Raw genomic sequence first — 21,503 nt, 5'->3', positions numbered from 1 at the left:
CCTATGTTAAACCTTTCATAATCAACTGCTTTATAAGTGTTTTTAAACTATTTCCTATATTTTGAAAATATCGCTTTACCTCAAGTTAACTTGAGGTTTTATCATCATCCCCAATCTAAAAACACAATCTATCACCTTGTCGCCTAGTGCAGGTTTTGATGTTATCAAACAGACGTTACGAATCTTCAGTTATGAATTTTGAGCTCCGTAATTGAAGTCATGAGTGCAAAAAGGTGAGAAAAATGAACAAGGATCAACAATGAAAGTATTAGCGATTGGCGCGACCAACAGTACAACATCAATTAATCAACAACTTGCAGCGTACACCGCAGGTTTAGTCGAAGGCGCGCAAGTCGAGGTGCTCGACCTTAATGATTTCGAGATGCCAATTTACAGCGAGAAAAGAGAGCAAGATTCAGGTGTTCATCAACACGCTCAACGCTTTTTTAGCAAGATTGGCGAAGCAGATGCTGTGGTCATCTCTTTTGCAGAGTATAACGGCTCATACACCGCAGCCTTTAAGAATTTGTTTGATTGGACATCACGAATCGACATGAAAGTGTACCAAGGCAAACCTGTTGTGATGCTCTCCACATCACCAGGCCCAGGCGGCGCAAACTCTGTGTTGTCGTCTGCGGTAAATTCGGCACCTTACTTTGATGCAGATGTGAAGGGGTCGATGTCGGTGCCAAGTTTCTACGACAACTTTAATGTAGAAACGGGTGAGATCATCAATGCCGAAATGGCCGAGAGCCTGAAATCGATCATGAGTCAGATTTAGAGAGCGAGAACACCACAATAAAACAAAGCAGCCATGTTCACGATTGCTTTTCATTGCGCCCGTTGTCAAAGTTTAAGGACATTAATTGGTTAAGGTAACAATAGGTCGCTACTCTAAAGTTAAAGTAAGCTTTAAATATTTATGATCTCAAGGATAGTGTCGTAATGAGAAACATCGTATACCTCACCATAGGCCAGTTGGCTGAGCGCAGTGGCGTGGCTCCTTCGGCCTTACGCTTTTACGAAACCAAGGGGTTGATTGCTTCAATTCGTACTAACGGAAATCAGCGCCGTTATCAGTCGGCGATGTTGAGAAGAATTGCTTTGATACAAGTCGCACAGTCGATTGGCTTCACGCTGGAAGAGATCACCGAAGAGTTATCGACACTGCCGATGAACCATACCGCGACTAAGCGAGATTGGGAGCGCGTTGCTAAGAAGTGGCAGGGGCAACTCGACAGTAAAATGGCGCAGATTAAATCGCTACAAGAGAACTTAACCGGCTGTATCGGTTGCGGATGCTTGAGTATGCAAAAGTGCAACTTGCTAAATCCTGATGATATCTTGCATGACCAAGGGCAGGGCGCACAACGAATTGTTGAACAGACTAACTGAGTTCCCGAAAGGCATGGAACAGCGAACTAAGTTTCAGGTGTTTGCTCAATGGGTTAAGCAACAGTTGTGACCGAATAGCGTGCCTAGACAAACACGAATTATAGGTCTAGTTTAGATGGTTCTTTCAATAAAAGAAGAGGTTAGTTATGTTCAGCCATGTTTTTCTCGGTACCGATGATATTGAACGCGCGAAGGCTTTTTATGACCCAATCATGAAAGTGCTTGGTTATAGCGAAGGCTCTGTTGATCCCAAAGGGCGCTGTGTTTACGTTAGCCAAACGGGTGTGTTGGGCTTAACGAAGCCGATTGATGGTCAGCCTGCGACTCACGGCAACGGTATGACGGTGGGTTTTCTTGCGTCTTCTCCTGAAGTTGTAGATGAGTGGCATCGAGTTGGCGTCGAAAATGGCGGTACCAGCATTGAAAATGGCCCCGGAGCGAGAGGTTCTGACGAGCGTCGCTTGTACATGGCTTATTTGCGAGATCCTGATGGAAACAAGATTTGTGCAACGCACTTTATGCCGTAGTTTACGTTATGCCATCGTTCATTTTATGCCACAGTGGCGTATACTTAGATCATATTGATGGTTCGGAGTTGGCTAAGTTGCGGCTCTGGACTTGTTAGCTTCCCGATAACTCAAAATTTTGCAAAGGACTGGCTAGATGAAACCGAACGAACTGTTTTATGAAAGTTTTGAGCGCTGCCGGATTGACCAAGAATTTCTCGAAACGTTTTTGGCGGATTTTTGCGAGCATAATCCAAGATTTTCAGAACGTTTTGAAAATATAGGGTTAGAGCAACAAACCAAGATGCTTAAAGCCTCGATCATTCTTATCTATAACTCTGCGGGTCTGCCGAGCGTACGAAACTCGGTAAAAAAGCTTGGGAAGCGACATAAAGATTTAGGAATGGATATCTCTGAGCAAGAACTCAACGAGTGGTTCAATTCGTTACTCAATACAGTTAAAAAATATGACCCTCACTACGATGAAAGCGTCGAACAAGCTTGGACAGAAACTCTCGAGGCCGGCTTAACTATCATGAAGAAAGAGTGCGTAGTTCCAAACACTGTGAATAACTAGGTCGTTGATGGGTAGTTTTGCTTGTTCGTTAGTTAAAACCGGCATTAACTCTTGAAAGATTGACATTGTCAGGTAAGCCTAACGATATCAGGCTTACCTCTTATTGTTTGACTAGAAAAGAGCAGCCCAACCAATCAGGAACCCTTGCGATGCGGTATCGTATTCAAAGGTGCCCTTGTTCTCGTAATCAACCCAAGTTGATTTGTAGGCAACATTTAAGTCAGACCAACTGTTTATCTGGTATCGCACGCCAGTTAAGAGAGATGAGGTAAAGTTGGTGTCACTACCAAGCCCTGCATCAATGGTTGCGTGAAACTTCCAATCCTTATTGATCTGCGTAATCCATCTCACACCTACTTGGTACTGTCCATCACGCGGTCACGTTTGGACGCACCTGTCACCTGAATACGAAGCGATGCTCGGTCAAAACGGTTGGGGACTCCAAGAAGTGGTCATGAAAGATCTTGATGATCACGTCGGTGAGATGATGGCGAAGATGGAAGAACTCGGTATTGCTGACAACACCATCATCATTTTCACTGCCGATAACGGCCCAGAGATCATGACTTGGCCAGATGGCGGTATGACACCATACCACGGTGAGAAAGGCACAACTTGGGAAGGTGGCGTAAGAGCCCCTGCATTGGTTAGCTGGCCGGGTAAAATCCCTGCGGGTACTGTAGGCAATGGCATCTTTGATGGTATGGACTGGTTACCCACTCTGGTCGCTGCGGCTGGTGGTCCAACGGATCTAAAAGAAAAACTGCTGAAAGGTCACGATGGCTTTAAAGCGCACCTTGATGGTTACAACCAAGTGGATATGCTGACTGAGAAAGGCGAGTCAAACCGTAAAGAGATCTACTACTACGAACGAGACAAGCTGCAAGCGGTTCGTGTTGGTGATTGGAAGGCGCATTTCGTGGTTCAGAATCACGGTTGGAGTGGCCCGAAAGAAGAACTTAACGCGCCATTGCTGTTCAACCTGCGTCGTGATCCTTACGAGCGAGCGGCGGAAGAGTCGGGCATGTACCTAAAATGGATGGGACAAAAAATGTGGGCATTTGGCCCGGCACAAGCGGCTGTCCAACAACATCTAGCAACCTTCCAAGAGTGGCCTCCAGTGACGCCTGACTCTCCGGCAGAGAAGACCGGTGGTGTAGGTAACTAGTTAAATATCATAAAAAATCCCGCTCACACTGAGCGGGATTTTTGTTTGAAAGCGTCTTAACGTTGGTTCTGTTTTAGCGTCGTGTTTCGTTCAATGAACTTCACTGGCACCATCAGCTTAACCAAGCTTGTGTCTTGCTCTTGAATCTGGCTAACGACAATTTTCACTGATTCACGTGCAAGGCGTCTGAAATCTTGCTTGAAGGTAGTGAGTTGGTAGTTCAACCATTGAGTCTGTGGGATATCGTCAAAACCAATCACTTGAAGATCTTCTGGAATACGCAGGTTAAATTCTAAGCGCGCCACATCCATTACTGCCATCGCGAGGTTATCTGTCGCACAGAAAATCGCTTGAGGATGTGTGGGTTCTGAAAACAGAGTCCGAATGGTATCTAGAGCATCAAGGTAGTCATAGTCAGCTTCAATAACACGAGCTTGCTTGCCTGTTAGATCTTCGAATTCTGAGCAAAAGCCCGATTCACGCTCGCCGTTGGTGTAGGTTGGCACGTTACCTGTCAGGTAAACCGCTGACTTTGTTCCTACGCTATGTAAATGCTGAGCGGCGACTTGGCCAGCGGCGTAGTTGTCACTTATTACATGGCTACTCTTAGTCCCCTCAACTACACGAGCATACTGAACAATGGGGATGTTGAACTCTTCACACTCTTCATAAAGCGACTTATTAAAGGTCGCCGAAGCAGCAATTACGCCATCAACTCGGTATTGGAAGATATTAGGAATCGAGTGGTTGTCGTTTCCATCCACTTGCCAAGGAATCAATACCGCAGAGTAACCCTGTTTTTGTAGCTCAGTAGAGATAAGCTGCAGAGTTTTCATGTGGATAGGGTAGTCGGCATCTGGGAAAACTAAGCCAATCAATTTGGACTCATTTGTCGTCAGACTGCGGGCAAAGGCATTGGGACGATAGTTCAACGATTTTGCTGCATCGAACACTTTTTGCTTGGTCTTTTCAGACACTGAACTGCCCGGGACAAATACACGAGATACAGTTGATTGAGAAACGCCAGCAAGTTTAGCGACATCTTTAGAGGTGACGGTTGGCTTTGACGCCGTGGAGTGTTTTGGAGAGCTCATAGACCATACTTTTGAACCAAATTGATTGTGCATAGAGTAACATAATTAGGTACGTACTCAAAAATACAATATGCCATGATTGGATGAAAAATAAGGGTTAATAGAGAGTGTTGAATATTATTCTGGGTATGACCCAAAAAAGCTCTGCGTAAGAGCAGAGCTTTGTTTAAAGAATTTATGAATCGACTAACTGGGCGTTAGAAGTAGTAACGAATACCTGCAGCGAATTGGTCATCTCTGTTTTCGAATTTATTGCCAACGAGCTGATCTTTACCTAGGTCGAATTGGTACTCAGTCCAAACTAGGAATTTGTTCTTCTGGAAGTGGTATTCAACACCAGGAATAAGCAGGTTACGCTCATAGCCATCTGTTTGGTCATCACGATCTTCCATGTAGTTGTAGTTCAACGTAGGGCGTAGGCCATTGTCGAAGTGGTAGTAAGTGTAGATTTCACCACCTAGGGTATCGAACATTACATCCGTACCGCCTTGGCTTACAGCTTCCCAGTTTTCGCCAACATGGAAAGTGGCACCTGCGTAGAAGCCGCCGTTGCTGTAGTTCGCACCCAATAGCATGATGCGCATGTTGTCGCCATTTTCTACGCCAACCACACCTGAGTCTAGGTCTGCAATTTCATTTTGGTGGTAAGCTGCACCTAGTGTTACGCCATCAACCGGTTTGTAAGTGATTGACGCACCCATTCCGTTTTTCAATGAAGCCGTCGCATTACTCGCTAGTGCCACTTCTTCACGTGTCGTTTGGTAAGTGAAGCCGTAGCTTACTTGGTCGTTGATTGAGTTACGGTAAGTAATGGAGTTTTCTGCTCGACCTGTACCAGATGCAATACCCCAGTCAGAAAGGTTGTAAACACCTGAGCCGCGAGTACCGAAGACACGACCTAAGTCGGTGTACCATGCGACGTCATAAAAAGTAGACCACTGCTTAGTACCTGCTGCGATCTTGCCGTATTTGTCGTGCTCTACGCCTGCGTATAGAAGTCGGTCGTAAATATTGTCGCCGTTAGCACCTGAGTTGTAACCCCATTCAGCATGGCCAAAGCCAGTCCAGCCGTTATCGAGTCCCATTTGACCTTTAAGGCCGAAACGAGAGCTACCGCTGTTCCACTCACCGTTGTGGTCGCCGCCCTTATCTTGGTAACGAACGTCGAAACGACCGTCTAAAGTAAGGCTATCGCCCGCGTCATTGGTAAAAGTGTGTGCAGCAAAAGCAGAACCCGAGGTAAGTGCTGTCAGGATCACTGCTGAAAGAATCGACTTTTTCATTGTAATTCTCTTTATTCAGGCTGTAGAAAGCCACCGTGCTTTCAAGCCCGTTATATTGGTAATGGTTTGGCAGGGTGTACCCCATCCATGAGGCACTAGTAGATTCAGTTATTAGTGGAGCAATAATGAATTGGTTGGAGCACTTACTAGGAGCAAGAAGGGTCCCCCAGTAAGCGTGGCAACCTAAATCAGATGTCTATTTAGGTTGCCACTATTTCGTTTCAATCTTTTGGATTAAAGCGTATCGATTACAGCGTTGGGTTCATGATGCTTGAAGTGCGTTCGAACACATCTAGACCTTGCTGTTGTAGCCAGTAAGGAAGGTCGATAAGAACCCAGTTCTCAGACAGTTTGTCACCGTCACGGTAGTAAACGTCAACTACTTGCATGTTTGCACGTACTTCACCGCCAGTCATACCTAGGAAGCCACCTGTTGGTGTGTTTGATAGGTTTGGCCAACCGAAGAAACAAGAGAAGTTACCTTCAGCGAAACGACAAACGTGGCCGTTGAACTTCTTGTCTTTCAGGTTGTTACGGAAAGGAAGTTGGTGCTGTTGTTGGTAGCGAGGAATTGTGTAAGACGCGCCGATACCACATGGGCCGTACCAAATCATGTCTTTTGACCAGCTCTTCGCTAGTACTTCTGGTGGGCAACCCATCGCGCCGCTGTCGTTAAGAGCAGACAGGTCATCAACCATTTTGTTTACTAGAGCAAGTGTCGCAACACCTTCTTCTGGAGCCGCGTCTTCGAATAGCAGACCGTCGTGGTTACGTGGGCCAGGGTATACGAAGTGCTTACCAGTTGATGGTGGAAGTGGGTAGCAACCCGCTTGATCCATCATGCCTAGTAGGTCTAGAAACAGGCCTGTCTTAGTGATTTTGCCATCAACAACACAGTTAAATTCTGCGTAGCGAACGTTCATGATCTTGCCAGTTGGGCGCATACCTAGGTATTCAGCGTCGAATAGACCCATGAAGTGACCCATGCTCATTACCCAAATCTCATCTGGGTTAACTTCGTTGTTACCACCGATGAAGATGTCTTGACGACGCTGCATGCGAGTCATTGACTTCATCATTGGTGCCCAGAATACGTCAGCTGCTGCTTGTGCGCCTTCTTGCTCACGGAATGGGTAAACACCGCGCCACAAGTAATCTTCAGAAGTGTGTGCTTTTAAAACTTCAGCAACGTTCTCGTGAGTTGCGTTTTCCATTGCATCGAAGTATTCACGAACAATGCGTTTCGCTTCTTGATATTTAGACATAATAATTTCTCTTTGTGTTGTCGAGTCAACATTCGGAACAGGACTCGATTTGGGTTTTGTTACCGGCTGATTTATCAGCCGGCTTTAAACTTTTCGTATTTGAACTTCAGCGTATGAGTGTCGAATTAAGCTTTTGCTGCTTCAGCTTTTTTGCTCTTATCGAAGACGCCACCTTTTAGAGTTTCAGGCAGTGTTAGCCATAGTAGGCCGGCGATAATCCATACGATTGGTGAGCCCCACATTGCTGTTTGTAGGTCGGTACGCTCTTGGATGAAGATAAGAACCATTGGTGCCCACATGCCGATAATACGACCGCCATGGAATAAAGCTGCACCATAGCTACGCAAGCGTGCAGGGAACAATTCAGAGAAGTAACCGCCCCATACTGCAGAAGCAGACAGGCCGAAGTTGTAGATAAGACCTAGAAGAGCCAGCATGTTTAGGCCGCCAATCATCATGTCGCCAGGTGCGACAAAGAAGATAGAAACCATGATACCTGCGAGGATAAAGCCGAACGCGTTGATCTTACGACCGTACTTATCTGCTGCCCATCCCCAGAACCAAGCACCGAAGAGTGAACCAAATGCTGAGATAGAGAAGATCAAACCGATGGTTGCACCATCAAACATACGAACATCTTTCAGGTAGGTAGTTACAAAGCCACCGAAGAATTGGAATCCGTAGAAGTTAAGACCAGAAAGAAGTAAACAAGTAATCGTAATTTTGCGGTAAGGCTTGCTTAACATCTCACCCCAAGAACCTTTTTTAGCTTCGGTTACTTCCCCAGCTGTATTGGTTGTTGCTTGTTGATCTTCTTCACCGTAGGCGATCACAGTTTTGTCGCTTGGTAATACAAAGATCATTAACGCTGCTGCTACAAGCGGTGGAATACCACCTACCCACATTAGGCTCTGCCAAGGTGCATCAACACTTGTAATGAAGGCTGCGTAAGCGCCCATTGCCACTAAAGCAACAGAGAACATTGAAGAAGCAAAAGCAGTCAACTTACCGCGAACCGTTGGTGTAAATAGGCCAATCATCAAAGATACAGCTACAGTGAAGTAACCACCTAAAGATAGTCCAATGATGAAACGCATTGCAGCCCATGTCGCGTAGTCGGTAAACATCATGTTGATGATGGTTGCACCACCGTTTAAAGCCGTAATTGCTATTAGCGTGGATTTCTTGCCGAACTTAGTTGCGAACCATGCACAGCTCAGTGCACCAATCAGAGCACCAATTGATTGCCAAGTGTAAAACTGAGCGGTATCAGAGAGGCTGATACCAGCATACTCTTCCACGATGTATGGGCGTACGTAGTCAATAATAACAAAGTTGTAACAATAGAAAAAGTAACCTACTAGAATGGCTAGATATGCGGCTACCCTTTGAATCATAGGAACTTCGCTCATGTGTTTTTTAATGGTCATGACCGATAAACCTTTATTTTATATAGGGTGGTTTTGGTTTTAATTATTGTGTGTTGATTATTTAGCTTCATCACACCGTCTTCATTTCGGGAGAGATAATAGAATTTTTGTGGTTATTAGATCCGTGATCAAAGTCAATTTTAAAATGAGTGCGCACCCATTTTGTGCATTTTAGTGATCTTGATCTCTTTTAACTGGGTTTTTGTGCTTTGTGGGGTGGTTTGAGTGTTTAATCGTCTATCTTAGTGATAATAGTCACACTTATTGTGGGTTTTTGAGGGAAAACATCCATTTTTGAGTACTATTGGCAGCGAATTAATTGCGACATACAATAAACGGAATCTAAAAATGGTTACGTACTCAAGTTTTGTGGTTATTGCTCTTTATGTGCTAACTACTTTGTTTATCAGCTACTTAGTTAATAGGCGCTATAGCGTCGGTGGCGACTTTTCGACTGGTGGAAAACAGTTTGGTTGGTTTACGGCAGGTGTGTCGATTCTTGCAACCTACATCAGCGCAATGACGTTCGTTGGCATGCCGGGCTGGGTTTATAGCTCAGGCATGGAAGCGATGAGCGTACATTTGAACTATCCAATAGTGATCTTTTTCACTGTGCTTTTCTTTGTTCCGGTGTTTTACAAGCTCGGCCTAACCTCGATTTACGAATACCTAGAGCACCGCTTTGGCGTTGTTGCTCGCACGATCAATTCCATCGTGTTCATTGTGGTTCAGTGTATTTCGGCAGGGGTTATTCTGTATGCGGTAGCCCTGATCTTAGTGCAAGTGCTGCCAGTGAGTATCTCTGAGGCGATCATCTACATCAGCGTATTTACTGCGTTGTATACCTATGCGGGTGGTATCTCGACTGTAATCTGGACTGACATGCTTCAGTCAGCAGTGTTGATTATCGGCAGCATTGCGATATTTGTTTTATTGCTGATGAAAATCGATGCGGGCGAGATGTTGTCTCCTGAACATTTGAATATCATCAATCTCGATTTTGACTTAGGCGTCGATACCACATTGTGGGCCGGCGTAGTGGCTGTGAGCTTCTTGCACCTGAGTGTGTATGGTACTAACCAACTGATTATTCAAAGAACATTGGCGACTAAGTGTGTTAAAACAGCGCAAAAATCGATGTTGCTTTGTGGCTACGGCGCATTTTTTGTTTATCTGTTCTTTGCTGTGATGGGGGTGCTGTTAAGTGTCTTTTATCAAGACAGCAGTTTTGAAAACAGCAACGAAGTGATTCTCGATTTTGTGTTTAACCATACCAACCCAATCATTGTTGGTTTGGTGATCTCAGCACTTTCGGCAGCGGCAATGTCGACATTGGATTCCACTTATAACTCTATGGCGACGGTCGCAACGTTCGATTTTTATAAGCGCTTCTTCCGTAAGCAAGCCTCTGACGCGCACTATGAATCAGTGGCTAGAAAAATGAGCCTGGTTGCTGCAGCGTCGGTTGTTGTGCCTGCGTTACTGGCTGTTTCTAATGAATCAGTGCTTAAAACGATTGCGAGCTTAACCTCTATTTTTGTTGGTATTCGCCTTGGCTCTTTCATCTTGGGTTTGTTCTTCAAACAAGCAAACGAGAAAGGCGTAATTGCGGGCAGTATTGGCAGTGTGGCCGTCGTATTCATCGCCAAATACAGCGGAATAGCTTGGCCTTGGTTTGCCTTGATTGGCACTGTGGTTTTCTTAGTGTTAGGTGTTGTTGTGAGCCGCTTCTGGGGAGAGGTAACCGAGCAACAAAATGAATTTATAGAAAAGCAAAAGCATTTGTTTGCAAAGCCTACCGCGAGTCATTATGGCTTGTTGGTGTTCGCTGTTGTGACGATTGCTGCTTGTACTGTTATCCCTGATTGGCTTTATGCCGCTCTTTCTTAATTGACCGATTTTTTACTGGTATATCTATGTTATCGATCTTTGATATCTACAAAATTGGTGTTGGGCCATCGAGCTCTCACACCAACGGCCCAATGATTGCGGGTTTCCATTTCACACAATTAATCGCTGATAAAATCGCAGAAGTGACGCGTATTCAGGTGGATTTATACGGTTCTTTGTCATTGACTGGCATAGGTCACCACACCGACAGAGCTACAATATTGGGGCTACTCGGCAATAAACCAGACACCATCAAAATCACCAGCGCAAACCAAGCAATGCGTCATGCCGTAGACAGTGGTGAGATGGATTTAGCGGGCACCAAGCACATTGCCTTCAACTACGAAACCGACATGTTGTTCCACAAAGACAATCTGCCTCTGCATGAAAATGGCATGATGATTACTGCGTTTGACCAGAGTGGCAACGTGATTGTCGATGAAACTTATTATTCGATTGGCGGCGGTTTTATCGCAACTGCTGATGAACTGCAAAATGGTACTCAAACCCAAGCGGTAGAAGTTCCTTTCCCGTTCAAAAACGCCGATGAAATGCTTCAACAAGCTGACAATAGTGGGATGAGCCTCGGTGGTATGATTCTAAAAAATGAAGCGGAGTTCGAAGGCGCTGACATTATTTCAGAGAAAGCGGATCAAATCTGGCGAGTGATGAGTCGTTGTATGGAGCGTGGCTTTGAAACCGAAGGCATTCTTGATGGTGGTTTGAACGTAACTCGTCGTGCGCCTAACCTACTGAAAAAGTTAGAAGCGAATGCGGCGGTTGAAAACGACCCAATGGAAATCATGGATTGGATTAACTTGTTTGCGTTTGCGGTTAGCGAAGAAAATGCGGCTGGTGGCCAAGTGGTAACATCACCAACCAATGGTGCGGCGGGCGTTATTCCTGCTGTGTTGATGTACTACCATCGCTTCATTAAAGAGTTGGATACTAAGCAGTTAAAAGATTTCTTAGCGGTATCGGGCGCGATTGGTATTCTGTACAAAACTAACGCTTCGATCTCTGGTGCGGAAGTAGGATGCCAAGGTGAGGTAGGCGTATCATCCTCTATGGCGGCTGCGGGATTAACGGCACTACGCGGTGGCAGCAATGAGCAGATCTGTATTGCGGCGGAAATCGCGATGGAACACTCATTGGGTATGACTTGTGACCCAATTGGCGGCTTGGTTCAAGTGCCGTGTATCGAGCGAAATGCGATGGGTGCGATGAAGGCAATTAATGCATCTCGCATGGCATTGAAGCGAAACAGCAAGTCTTTGATCTCACTCGATAAGGTCATCGCAACCATGTACCAAACCGGTAAAGACATGAACAAGAAATATCGTGAAACATCACTCGGTGGTTTAGCCTTGATCCATCTAGCTCATCCTTGTGAATAGCTAAGCCAGTTAACCCAGTAAATAATAACGTTAAGCCCAGAGCCTTAGACTTTGGAAATCTATCGCGGCTGGGCTTTTTGTTTTATGTGTTTTAGGGAGCTAATCTGAAAGCGGTAATCGATAGCTGTTTTTCAACTCTTTTACTGAGATGTTCGACTGAATCGCGCTCACGCCTTTGACTCTTCTGATCGAGCTAATACGCTCAAAGTACTCTTCTAAATCTTTCGCCAACACTTGCACCATGTAATCGGCGCCGCCTGCAATGCAGTGACACATTGGAATCCAATCGGTTACCGCGACAAACTCTTCGAACGGTTCTGTGTTTTCAACTTCATGATTGCCTAGTGTTACAAGGGTAAAACCAGCCACATGAAAGCCTAATTTCTTACGATTCAGCTTAGCGGCGTAACCATCGATATAGCCAGTTTCTTCCATGCGTTTCCAACGACGCCAGCATGGGGTTTCGCTGAGGTTGACCTTCTCTGCGAGCTTGCTGTTGCTCATGCGTCCGTCTTGTTGGATATGTTCTAAGATGGCGATATCTGTGTCATCTAACACTTCTTTGGTGGATTCTTTCTGTTTCATGGATATTTTAGAAAAGTCTTGCTCAGATTTGGATTAATATTAGCCTATATAGCAATTTAATTCCTAGTCGAATCTGTAAACTCTCTCCCTATAAATACTTTACTTATTAGGAGTGAGAGGAAATGAGCTCTCAATTAATGCTGGCGTTCTTGCTATTTTCAACATCAATTGCAATTACCCCTGGGGCAGGCAATATCGCATTACTTGGTATTTCAAGTCGTTATGGATTTGCTGCGACTTTACCTTTTATCTCTGGGAACGCTGTTGGCATCATCATCGTACTGGCGGGTTCTAGTGTCGGTTTGGTGAGCCTATTTACCCTTTACCCAGAGCTATACAGCATTTTGAAATACGCGGGTGCGGCTTATTTGCTGTTCATGGCGTGGTCGATTGCGAATATGCAAATCGAAGAAAGCACCACCGACAATCGTTCAGGCTTTGTGTCGGGTGTGTTGGTGCAGGTGTTAAATCCTAAAGGTTGGATAGCGTCATTAACCGTGTTTTCGCAGTTCATCACTCCGAATGCAGATTACTTGATTCAAGTCGTGACCATTATCGCGGGTATGGTGATTACCGGTGTACCGTGCATGTTGGTGTGGGCGTATTGCGGCACCATGCTTAAAAAGCTACTGCAATCACCAAAACAGATGATGTTTGTGAACCGTTGCTTGGGCGGAAGCTTAGCGATGGTGGTTGCCTTTATGCTTTATCAACCGGCGTAAATCACAAAGAAAAAAACCACTCCTAAATCCATAGGAGTGGCGTCTAAATGTCGACTAAGTCGTTAACAGTAAAGAATTAAGTTAACAAATATTTAAGGAACTTGAGTTAAAAGCTTTAAGCTTTTCAGTGTAAAGGTTAAGCGGTTTCAGCCTCTTTAACTGGAGCTGAGTTACGGATTAGGTGGTCAAATGCACCTAAGCTTGCTTTCGCACCTTCACCCATCGCAATGATGATCTGTTTGTAAGGTACGGTTGTCACGTCACCCGCTGCGAACACACCTTTCATTGATGTTGCGCCATGAGCGTTAATTTCAATTTCACCGCGTGGTGAGAGCTCAACTTTCGAACCCTTCAACCATTCGCTGTTTGGCATCAGGCCGATTTGAACAAAGATACCTGCGAGTTCAATCTGTTTAAGTTCATCGGTGTTGCGGTCTTTGTATTCCAGACCGGTTACACGGTTGCCATCACCAATCACTTGCGTTGTTTGTGCCATCTTGATGATTTCGATGTTTGGCGTTGCGTTCGCTTTGTCGATAAGTACTTGGTCAGCGCGCAGTGTGTTCGCAAACTCAAGCACAGTTACGTGTTCCACGATACCTGCTAGGTCGATAGCCGCTTCAATACCTGAGTTACCGCCACCGATAACCGCTGTTTTTTTGCCTTTGAACAATGGACCGTCACAGTGTGGGCAGTAAGCAACACCTTTGTTGCGGTACTCTTGCTCGCCCGGAACGTTCATTTCACGCCAGCGAGCACCTGTACTTGTGATAACCGTGCGAGCTCGTAGTGTTGCGCCGCTCTCTAGCTCAACGTGGATGTAACCGTCTTCAGTGTCTTCTGCCGCAATGATGTTTGCAGCGCGCTGCTCAGTCATTACTTCAACACCGTACTCTTTTACGTGCTCTTCAAGGCTTGCCACTAATTTAGGGCCGGTGGTTGCTTTCACTGAGATAAAGTTCTCAATCGCCATGGTGTCCATCACTTGGCCGCCGAATCGGTCAGCAACCACACCAGTACGAATGCCTTTACGTGCAGCATAAATTGCCGCTGAAGAACCTGCAGGGCCGCCGCCGACAACCAATACATCAAACGGTGCTTGTTGGTTTAGGTTTGCTGCTTTCTTTTCCGCTGCGCCTGAATCAACCTTGTTAAGGATTTCAGCCAGTGACATACGGCCTTGACCAAATAGCTCACCATTAACGAATACACTTGGTACTGCCATGATGTCGCGAGACTTCACTTCATCTTGGAATGCTGCGCCGTCGATCATCGTTGTCTTAACCAGAGGATTAATCGCCGACATCATATTGAAGGCTTGAACCACTTCTGGACAGTTTTGGCATGAGAGCGAGATAAAAATCTCTACATTAAGCTCTTGATCGAGTTCTTTAATTTGCTCGATTACGTCCGCTTCAAGCTTGATAGGGTGACCACCACTATGAAGCAGTGCTAGAACCAGTGACGTAAATTCGTGACCCATTGGCAAACCGGCAAAACCGATCGCGGTGCCTTTCTCTTGGTTCACTACCTGCATGATAGGGCTGCGAGTGCTTGCGCTGTCATCGCGAGTCACTTCAATTTTATCGGTTAAAGACGAGATGTCATTCGCCAGATCTTGAAGTTTGTTCGCGGTGTCGCTGCCATCCAGGCTAAGCACTAACTGAACATTGGTTTTTAGGTTTTCTAGGTATGCTTTTAGCTGCTGCTTCATTGCTTGATCTAACATAATCGTGCCTGCTCTTAAATTCTGTGTCTTGGTATTGACCAATACCTTCTTGCTGAAAAAGGAAAATAAAAAGGGGGCGCAAGTCGGCAAATATTGTGGTGTTGATGTTTTGAAAGGGTGGCGCGCGACTGCCCTTTAGGAGGGGGGCCGAAGCGCGCCTGTAGAACCGTTTAGCTATTCTTGTTAGCTAGGCTTAGATTAAATCTTGCCTACTAGGTCTAGAGATGGAGCTAGAGTCTCTTCGCCTTCTTTCCATTTAGCTGGGCAAACTTCACCTGGGTTAGCGGCTACGTATTGTGCTGCTTTAACCTTGCGTAGTAGGTCTTCTGCGTCACGGCCGATGCCTTCAGCTGTGATTTCCATTGCTTGGATAACGCCTTCAGGGTCGATTAGGAACGTTGCACGGTCTGCAAGGCCTTGACCTTCACGCATAACGTTGAAGTTATTTGTGATGTTGCCAGTTTGGTCGCCTACCATGAAGTATTCGATAGTGCCGATTTTGTCAGAAGTATCGTGCCATGCTTTGTGAGAGAAGTGAGTGTCAGTTGATACTGAGTAAACTTCTACGCCGCGAGATTGAAGCTCTGCGTATTTGTCTTGTAGGTCAACTAGCTCAGTTGGACATACAAACGTGAAGTCTGCTGGGTAGAAGAAGAATACAGCCCACTTGCCTTTAACGTCTTGCTCAGTGATTTCTACGAATTCGCCGTTTTTGAATGCTGTTGCGTTGAATGGTTTGATTTCTGTGTTGATCATGATTTGACTCTCTTTCTAATTTATAGTGTTTAACGCTATCCCGCGTCGATGTAGATATATTGCATTGCCACCGAAAATTAGTGAAATCGGACATTTCTATAGATTCAATAGGTGATTTCTATCTTTGAAAGGAGAAAGCTATCGACAAAAGCTATCAAAGGTCGGCAATACCTAATTTCAGTAGCTATGCTCTTTAGGTTGTTCTCTATATTAGGTTTGTCTCTATTACCGTAGAGCGCCTATTTACAGTTTGAGCATCTATGTATAGCGAGAACATTTATGTATAGCGTGAACATTGATGTAGACAGTGTTTCTTTAAGTGAGCTGAGATCTCCTACTAATTTGCAGATAACGAAAAATTATCATTAATATAATTTATGATAATTTCAGTTAATCATAGTTTCTCCCTATACTCTCTTCATCGAAACGAAATACCGAAGTTAGACTTCGAAAAGCACAGAATAAAAAACGAATTGGAGAAAGTTATGAAAATGAATCACGTAGGCATCATGGTAGGCGACATGGACCAAGCAGTAGAGTTTTACACGAAAGCGCTAGGTCTAAGAATCGTAATGAACAACACTAAAGTGATGGAAGAGCGTGAATCAGCAATCGGCCGTATGTGTATTGCTGTATTTGGTGAAGGCTTCAAAGGCTTCAACATCGCACACCTAGTAACATCTGATGGTATCGGTGTTGAACTGTTCGAAATGGTTGACCGTGAAGAGCGTCATAATGTTGATTTCTCTCGCTTAGGCATTTTCCACTTCTGTCTACAGCTTCCAAAAGAGCAGTTTCATTCAGCTATTAAGCGCGTTGAAGAGTTTGGCGGTAAGGTACGTATGGACATTCACCGTTACCACCCAGAAGACGAACTAAAACAAGCACAAATGGTTTATCTAGAAGACCCGTTTGGCAACCTATTCGAGTTCTACTCTCACTCATACGAAGATACGTACGCGACTGATTACGAGTAATAGACGCCATCTACCTGTCGTAAGGTAGAAAAACCGAAACACCCCCTAAAGAGGATTGGTAGAGATACCAATCCTTTTTTTGTGTCTGCGGTATTTGGTTAGAGGTAACGAGTAAACTAGAGCAAACGAGTGCTTTGTGTGTTCTTCGTTGCACTAAAACAAGCCGACTGTGTTGCTCTATAGTGCAGCATTGGCTAGAGATGAAACTTAACTGATTGATAAGTATGATGTTAAACCATTGGCATATATGTTGCTCTATTGTCTTTATGTAAATTGTATACAATAAAAAATACATAAAGGAAGTCACATGGAACAGAACAGTGAATTGATCTACGGATTAGACGATCGACCATCAGTCAGAGCTGCCAGTTACGCAGCGTTGCAGCATGTATTAGCCAGTTTCGTTGGTATTATCACGCCCACACTCATTATTGGCGGTGTGCTTGGGTTGGGTGAGCACATTCCTTATCTGATCAGCATGGCACTCATGGTGTCTGGGGTCGGTACCTTCATTCAAGCGAGAAAAATAGGGCCAGTTGGCGCAGGGATGATCTGTGTCCAAGGAACCAGCTTTGCGTTCTTGGGATCTGTATTAGGTGCAGGTTTTCTGGTTAAAGCGAATGGAGGTGGGCCAGATGAAATGCTCGCTACCATTTTCGGTGTCTGCTTCTTTGGTGCATTTGTTGAAATCGTACTATCGCGCTTTATCGAAAAGCTCAAAGTCGTTATCACGCCCGTTGTGACTGGAATCGTTATCACGACGATAGGTATCTCTTTGATTAAAGTCGGTGTTACTGATATTGCGGGTGGCGTTGGCGCCGAAGATTTTGGCTCTGGAAGCAATCTGATGTTGGGTGCCATCGTCCTCGGAACCATAGTCGTGCTTAACCTGAGTAACAATAATATGGTTAGGCTGTCGTCGATTTTAGTTGGGTTGGTAGTTGGCTGGGGCGTTGCCATTTTGATGGGTAAAGCGTCTATGGTTTCTTTTGCTTCTCAACCGCTATTGAGTATTCCTATCCCATTTAAATATGGCTTCGCTTTTGATTGGCAAGCCTTCCTGCCTATCGCTTTTATTTACTTGATTACCGTTATTGAAACCACGGGTGACCTTACCGCCAACAGTATGTTCTCAGGGCAGCCAGTTAAGGGGCCAAAATACATCAATCGACTCAAGGCTGGCGTGCTAGGTGACGGTGTGAACTCGCTCATCGCAGCGGTATTCAATACTTTTCCGAACACGACTTTCAGCCAGAACAACGGTGTGATCCATTTTACGGGGATCGCGAGTCGCTACATCGGCTACTTCATTGCCGCGATTCTTTTTCTGTTAGGGTTATTTCCCATCTTAGGTGCGGTTTTAATGACGATTCCAAAGCCAGTATTGGGCGGGGGGACATTAGTGATGTTCGGTACGGTTGCTGCGGCGGGCATCAAAATCATCGCCAATGAAAAACTGGATCGCCGCAGAATTATGACGATTGCCATCTCACTAGGCTTAGGGCTTGGGGTGATGCTAGTGCCGGATTTATTGAAAGAAGCGCCCAAGCTAGTGCAAAGCATATTTGGCTCACCTGTAACCATGTCTGGTATTGCCGCGCTTGTGACTACCGGGTTGATGTCTTTGGTGCCTGAAACAAAAGCCAAGCAGATTTCGAACGTCGTACAGACCAGTAAAGCGTAACGGGCTTCTTCGTGCTGAACTAAGTATGTTTAACTAGAGCCACATGACATATGTGGCTCTCAACTTTAACTTATTGTGTGACGTGTTGGCATCTCACTTAACTTGGTAAATAACATAAAATTATCATTAATATAAATTATGATAATTTCAGTTAATCGTCGTATCTCCATATACTCTCTCCATCGAAACGAAACACCGAAGCGAGTCTTCGAAAAATACAGAATTAAAGAGAATTTGGAGAAAGTTATGAAAATGAATCACGTAGGCATCATGGTTGGCGACATGGACAAAGCAGTCGAGTTTTACACAAAAGCGCTAGGTCTAAGAATCGTAATGAACAACACTAAAGTGATGGAAGAGCGCGAATCAGCAATCGGCCGCATGTGTATTGCAGTATTTGGTGAAGGCTTTAAAGGTTTCAACATTGCTCACCTAGTAACATCTGATGGCATCGGTGTTGAGCTGTTCGAAATGAAAGAGCGTCAAGAGCGTCACGAAGTTGATTTCTCTCGCTTAGGTATCTTCCACTTCTGTCTGCAACTTCCAAAAGAGCAGTTTCATTCAGCGATTAAGCGTGTTGAAGAGTTTGGCGGTAAGGTTCGTATGGACATCATGCCTTACCACCCAGAAGACGAACTAAAACAAGCACAAATGGTTTACCTAGAAGACCCGTTTGGCAACCTGTTCGAGTTCTACTCGCACACATACGAAGACACGTACGCGACTGATTACGAGTAATCGCGTTACTACCTTCCATAAGGTAGATAAACCGAAACACCCCCTAAAGAGGATTGGTAGAGATACCAATCCTTTTTTTGTTTGTGTGCTTTTTAAGTGCTCCATCATGTGGTGGTGGTTAATAAATCAACAACTTTAAGGCATTGTTAAAGTTGACGTTTTGAAGATAAAACCTTTCATGAATATGACTGAAGCGAGCGTGCTTCATGAAAACATTGCGGAATCACACTAGTGATAGCCTTCGCTGAGAACTCATAATACTCAGTTCAATACTGCTGAACCGCACTACAATGAAAATAGATAAACATTACATGAAGAAGATCTACTGAAATAGCATGAAAAAACTAAACCTTATCTTTGCCGCTTTTCTTATTACTTTGCTTGCCGGATGCTCGTCACATGCGGCCGTCGATACTTCAAAAACAAAGGGCTATGCCAATTCACATGCGCTTGTGGGAGTGGCTTCTTGGTATGGCGATAAATTCCATGGAAAACTGACGGCAAGTGGTGAAACGTATAATAAAAACGCCTATACAGCCGCTCACAAAACCTTGCCATTTGGGACTATCGTGAGAGTGACCAATACAGCCAATAACAAGTCAGTCGATGTCAAAATTAACGACCGGGGCCCTTACGTAAAAGGCCGAGTGATTGACCTTTCCCACAAAGCATTTTCTCAAATTGGTGACGTTAAGAAAGGCGTAGTAAAAGTCAAAATTGAGATTATTGATGACAGCAACACTTTTCGATACAAACACTAGAATCCCCTCATAACCTCCCCTTGGTTTACATCTCCGATCCCTTACTGTAGTGGGGAAGGGGAGAAACAGAATCTCGATATCGGTGAATCAATAGCTCATTTACGCTTACTCAATAAGGCTACTTAGTAGCCTTTTTGTGCCTTTCGATAATTCATTTTAATAAGATTATCTCATTTCTAGTATGTGGGTTGATGATGTTATGTGGTCAATAAATCAGTGTCTTAGCTTTCTTATCATTAGGGTTCATTGAAATTCATTGTGAAATAATGAAAAGCTAACCTAATCCAAGTTGAGCTTTGGTGTGATTAACAGTGAAAGCCTAAGGGCAATTACATTTAGTTACTTACTGAAGTAAAACTGAAATATTAGTTACACGGTTCTGAAATTTTTGGTGTTTAGCTTATGGGCTTCTATATCGCATTTAAATAAGGAAATACCCGTGAAGCTAACCCCTGTCGTTGCAGCCGTAATTATGTCTTTCAGTTCAGCAAGTTTTGCTTTTAGCTTGCAACAATCTGCCAATGAAAACAGTGAAGATCTCGTATGGACAGGGCACCTAAGCCCAGACAGCGACACGGTAATGTCTGCTATGCTCGCGGCTCATATCTATGGCGGTACAGCGACAGTACCAGAGCCGATTAATCCAGAATCCACCTTCATCTTGAATTACTGCAATGCTGAATCACCACGCGTAGAGACAGATTACTCTTCATACCGAGTAGGGCTGGTGGATTTCAACCAAGTCACTCAGCTAGCGCCAACTATCGACCAAGCATCTATTGTTGCTGTGGTTGATCATCATGCAATTGGTGGCTCACCGATTAATACACCACAAATTGTCGAGATGGATATTCGAGGCTGGGGATCGGCTGCCACTATTCTTGCTGACAACGCTGAAAAGTTGGATGTGACCCTACCTAAGCACCTTGCTTGTGTCGGTTTAGGCGCAATCCTTTCTGATACTGTGGTATTCCAATCATCAACCACAACTGAGCATGATCGTGAGTACGCAGAGAAACTTGCAAAAGTTGCAGGTATTTCAGATATCGAAGATTTCGGCCAACAGATGCTGATTGCTAAGTCTGATCTCAGTCATCTTTCTTCTGAAACCATTCTGACGCTGGATTACAAAAACTTTAAGTACGGTGGCAAACAGGTGGGTATCGGTGTTGCTGAAACACTAATGGCTCAACAACTGATTGACCGTAAAGACGATCTTCTAGCAGCAATGAAGACTTACAAAAAAGAGAACGGGCTAGACCATCTGTTCTTTTCAATCACAGATACCAAGAACAAAGAAGCGAACTTATTGTGGGTGGATGAAAGCGACTATCAAGTCATCAAATCGGCTTTCAACGCTGAACCAACAAGTGACATGCTGACTTTGGAAGGTGTCACTTCACGTAAGCGCCAGATTGGCCCTGCGGTTCAAAAGGCAATTGAGAGCTTGTAAGTAGAAAGAGAGTTTGGAGGGGATTGGTAGAAATACCAATCCCTTTTTTAATTATTGGGCGTCTAAATGGGATTTGTCGGATAGACGGCACCT

19 protein-coding genes and 2 pseudogenes are annotated in these 21,503 nt (G+C 44.7%); 13 read left to right on the top strand and 8 right to left on the bottom strand.

The genetic code is table 11. The features are described 5' to 3' along the window. Positions 1-259: 259 nt before the first annotated feature. The 4 genes from AB4375_RS02340 to AB4375_RS02325 all read left to right on the top strand — a co-directional run bounded on the left by AB4375_RS02340 (position 260) and on the right by AB4375_RS02325 (position 2,478). Entirely contained in the window at positions 260-781 is a 522-nt protein-coding gene (locus AB4375_RS02340) for an NADPH-dependent FMN reductase (RefSeq protein WP_017069634.1), read from the top strand. 164 nt (positions 782-945) lie between these two features. Further along, positions 946-1,395: a redox-sensitive transcriptional activator SoxR gene (gene soxR, locus AB4375_RS02335; protein ID WP_017062186.1), complete on the top strand. Its 450-nt coding sequence runs from the start codon at positions 946-948 to the stop codon at positions 1,393-1,395. Between the two features lie 146 nt (positions 1,396-1,541). Further along, on the top strand, positions 1,542-1,922 hold the full coding sequence (locus tag AB4375_RS02330; RefSeq protein ID WP_017062185.1) for a VOC family protein: 381 nt from the start codon (positions 1,542-1,544) through the stop codon (positions 1,920-1,922). Positions 1,923-2,058: 136 nt separating this feature from the next. Beyond that, entirely contained in the window at positions 2,059-2,478 is a 420-nt protein-coding gene (locus AB4375_RS02325) for a globin (RefSeq protein ID WP_017065249.1), read from the top strand. Between the two features lie 111 nt (positions 2,479-2,589). Here the strand turns inward: AB4375_RS02325 and AB4375_RS02320 are convergent. Next, a pseudogene (locus AB4375_RS02320) lies at positions 2,590-2,841 on the bottom strand (DUF481 domain-containing protein); the annotation flags it as partial. Between AB4375_RS02320 and AB4375_RS02315 the strand changes: the two are divergent. Further along, positions 2,834-3,646: pseudogene (locus AB4375_RS02315) on the top strand (sulfatase-like hydrolase/transferase); the annotation flags it as partial. The pseudogenes AB4375_RS02320 and AB4375_RS02315 overlap by 8 nt on opposite strands. Before the next feature lie 56 nt (positions 3,647-3,702). Here AB4375_RS02315 and AB4375_RS02310 read toward each other — a convergent pair. The 4 genes from AB4375_RS02310 to AB4375_RS02295 form a co-directional block, all read right to left on the bottom strand. Further along, entirely contained in the window at positions 3,703-4,740 is a 1,038-nt protein-coding gene (locus tag AB4375_RS02310) for a LacI family DNA-binding transcriptional regulator (protein ID WP_017065252.1), read from the bottom strand. A gap of 197 nt (positions 4,741-4,937) precedes the next feature. Beyond that, positions 4,938-6,023 (bottom strand): porin, encoded by a 1,086-nt coding sequence (locus AB4375_RS02305; RefSeq protein WP_017065839.1) that lies wholly within the window; start codon positions 6,021-6,023, stop codon positions 4,938-4,940. A 248-nt stretch (positions 6,024-6,271) separates the two neighbouring features. Further along, positions 6,272-7,288: a nuclear transport factor 2 family protein gene (locus AB4375_RS02300; protein ID WP_017065254.1), complete on the bottom strand. Its 1,017-nt coding sequence runs from the start codon at positions 7,286-7,288 to the stop codon at positions 6,272-6,274. Between the two features lie 125 nt (positions 7,289-7,413). Further along, positions 7,414-8,718, bottom strand: a complete 1,305-nt coding sequence (locus AB4375_RS02295) for an MFS transporter (RefSeq protein WP_372050951.1) — start codon at positions 8,716-8,718, stop codon at positions 7,414-7,416. A gap of 348 nt (positions 8,719-9,066) precedes the next feature. Here AB4375_RS02295 and AB4375_RS02290 point away from each other — a divergent pair, with 348 nt between their 5' ends. Together AB4375_RS02290 and AB4375_RS02285 are read left to right on the top strand one after the other, a co-directional pair. After that, positions 9,067-10,608 carry a sodium:solute symporter family transporter gene (locus tag AB4375_RS02290; RefSeq protein ID WP_017065256.1) on the top strand — a complete coding sequence of 514 codons (1,542 nt, stop codon included), beginning with the start codon at positions 9,067-9,069 and terminating at the stop codon, positions 10,606-10,608. A gap of 26 nt (positions 10,609-10,634) precedes the next feature. Beyond that, positions 10,635-12,005 (top strand): L-serine ammonia-lyase, encoded by a 1,371-nt coding sequence (locus AB4375_RS02285; protein ID WP_017065257.1) that lies wholly within the window; start codon positions 10,635-10,637, stop codon positions 12,003-12,005. Between the two features lie 99 nt (positions 12,006-12,104). Here AB4375_RS02285 and AB4375_RS02280 read toward each other — a convergent pair whose 3' ends face one another. Then, the gene (locus tag AB4375_RS02280; protein WP_017065258.1) at positions 12,105-12,590 is read right to left on the bottom strand and encodes an Lrp/AsnC family transcriptional regulator; all 486 of its coding nucleotides are present in this window, start codon (positions 12,588-12,590) and stop codon (positions 12,105-12,107) included. A gap of 122 nt (positions 12,591-12,712) precedes the next feature. Here AB4375_RS02280 and AB4375_RS02275 point away from each other — a divergent pair, with 122 nt between their 5' ends. After that, the gene (locus tag AB4375_RS02275) at positions 12,713-13,312 is read left to right on the top strand and encodes a LysE family translocator (RefSeq protein ID WP_017071831.1); all 600 of its coding nucleotides are present in this window, start codon (positions 12,713-12,715) and stop codon (positions 13,310-13,312) included. Between the two features lie 136 nt (positions 13,313-13,448). Here AB4375_RS02275 and ahpF read toward each other — a convergent pair whose 3' ends face one another. Further along, the gene (gene ahpF, locus AB4375_RS02270; RefSeq protein WP_102320539.1) at positions 13,449-15,041 is read right to left on the bottom strand and encodes an alkyl hydroperoxide reductase subunit F; all 1,593 of its coding nucleotides are present in this window, start codon (positions 15,039-15,041) and stop codon (positions 13,449-13,451) included. A 198-nt stretch (positions 15,042-15,239) separates the two neighbouring features. Next, positions 15,240-15,797 (bottom strand): alkyl hydroperoxide reductase subunit C, encoded by a 558-nt coding sequence (gene ahpC / locus AB4375_RS02265; RefSeq protein WP_016798107.1) that lies wholly within the window; start codon positions 15,795-15,797, stop codon positions 15,240-15,242. A gap of 485 nt (positions 15,798-16,282) precedes the next feature. Between ahpC and AB4375_RS02260 the strand changes: the two genes are divergently transcribed. The 5 genes from AB4375_RS02260 (at position 16,283) to AB4375_RS02240 (ending at position 21,410) form a co-directional block, all read left to right on the top strand. Continuing rightward, positions 16,283-16,774: a VOC family protein gene (locus AB4375_RS02260; protein ID WP_008220945.1), complete on the top strand. Its 492-nt coding sequence runs from the start codon at positions 16,283-16,285 to the stop codon at positions 16,772-16,774. A gap of 307 nt (positions 16,775-17,081) precedes the next feature. Beyond that, positions 17,082-18,458, top strand: coding sequence for a uracil-xanthine permease family protein (locus tag AB4375_RS02255; RefSeq protein ID WP_017069628.1), 1,377 nt, complete (start codon positions 17,082-17,084; stop codon positions 18,456-18,458). Between the two features lie 246 nt (positions 18,459-18,704). After that, positions 18,705-19,196, top strand: a complete 492-nt coding sequence (locus AB4375_RS02250; RefSeq protein ID WP_102393691.1) for a VOC family protein — start codon at positions 18,705-18,707, stop codon at positions 19,194-19,196. Between the two features lie 335 nt (positions 19,197-19,531). After that, positions 19,532-19,957: a septal ring lytic transglycosylase RlpA family protein gene (locus AB4375_RS02245; protein ID WP_017068116.1), complete on the top strand. Its 426-nt coding sequence runs from the start codon at positions 19,532-19,534 to the stop codon at positions 19,955-19,957. Positions 19,958-20,396: 439 nt separating this feature from the next. Next, positions 20,397-21,410, top strand: coding sequence for a manganese-dependent inorganic pyrophosphatase (locus AB4375_RS02240; protein WP_017065265.1), 1,014 nt, complete (start codon positions 20,397-20,399; stop codon positions 21,408-21,410). The last annotated feature ends 93 nt before the right edge of the window (positions 21,411-21,503 follow it).

This window comes from Vibrio sp. 10N.261.51.C6 (assembly GCF_041471785.1).
GTDB classification, from domain to species: domain Bacteria; phylum Pseudomonadota; class Gammaproteobacteria; order Enterobacterales; family Vibrionaceae; genus Vibrio; species Vibrio crassostreae_C.
The sequence above is the reverse complement of the archived record's forward strand: the minus strand, read 5'-3'. Positions and strand labels throughout refer to the sequence as shown.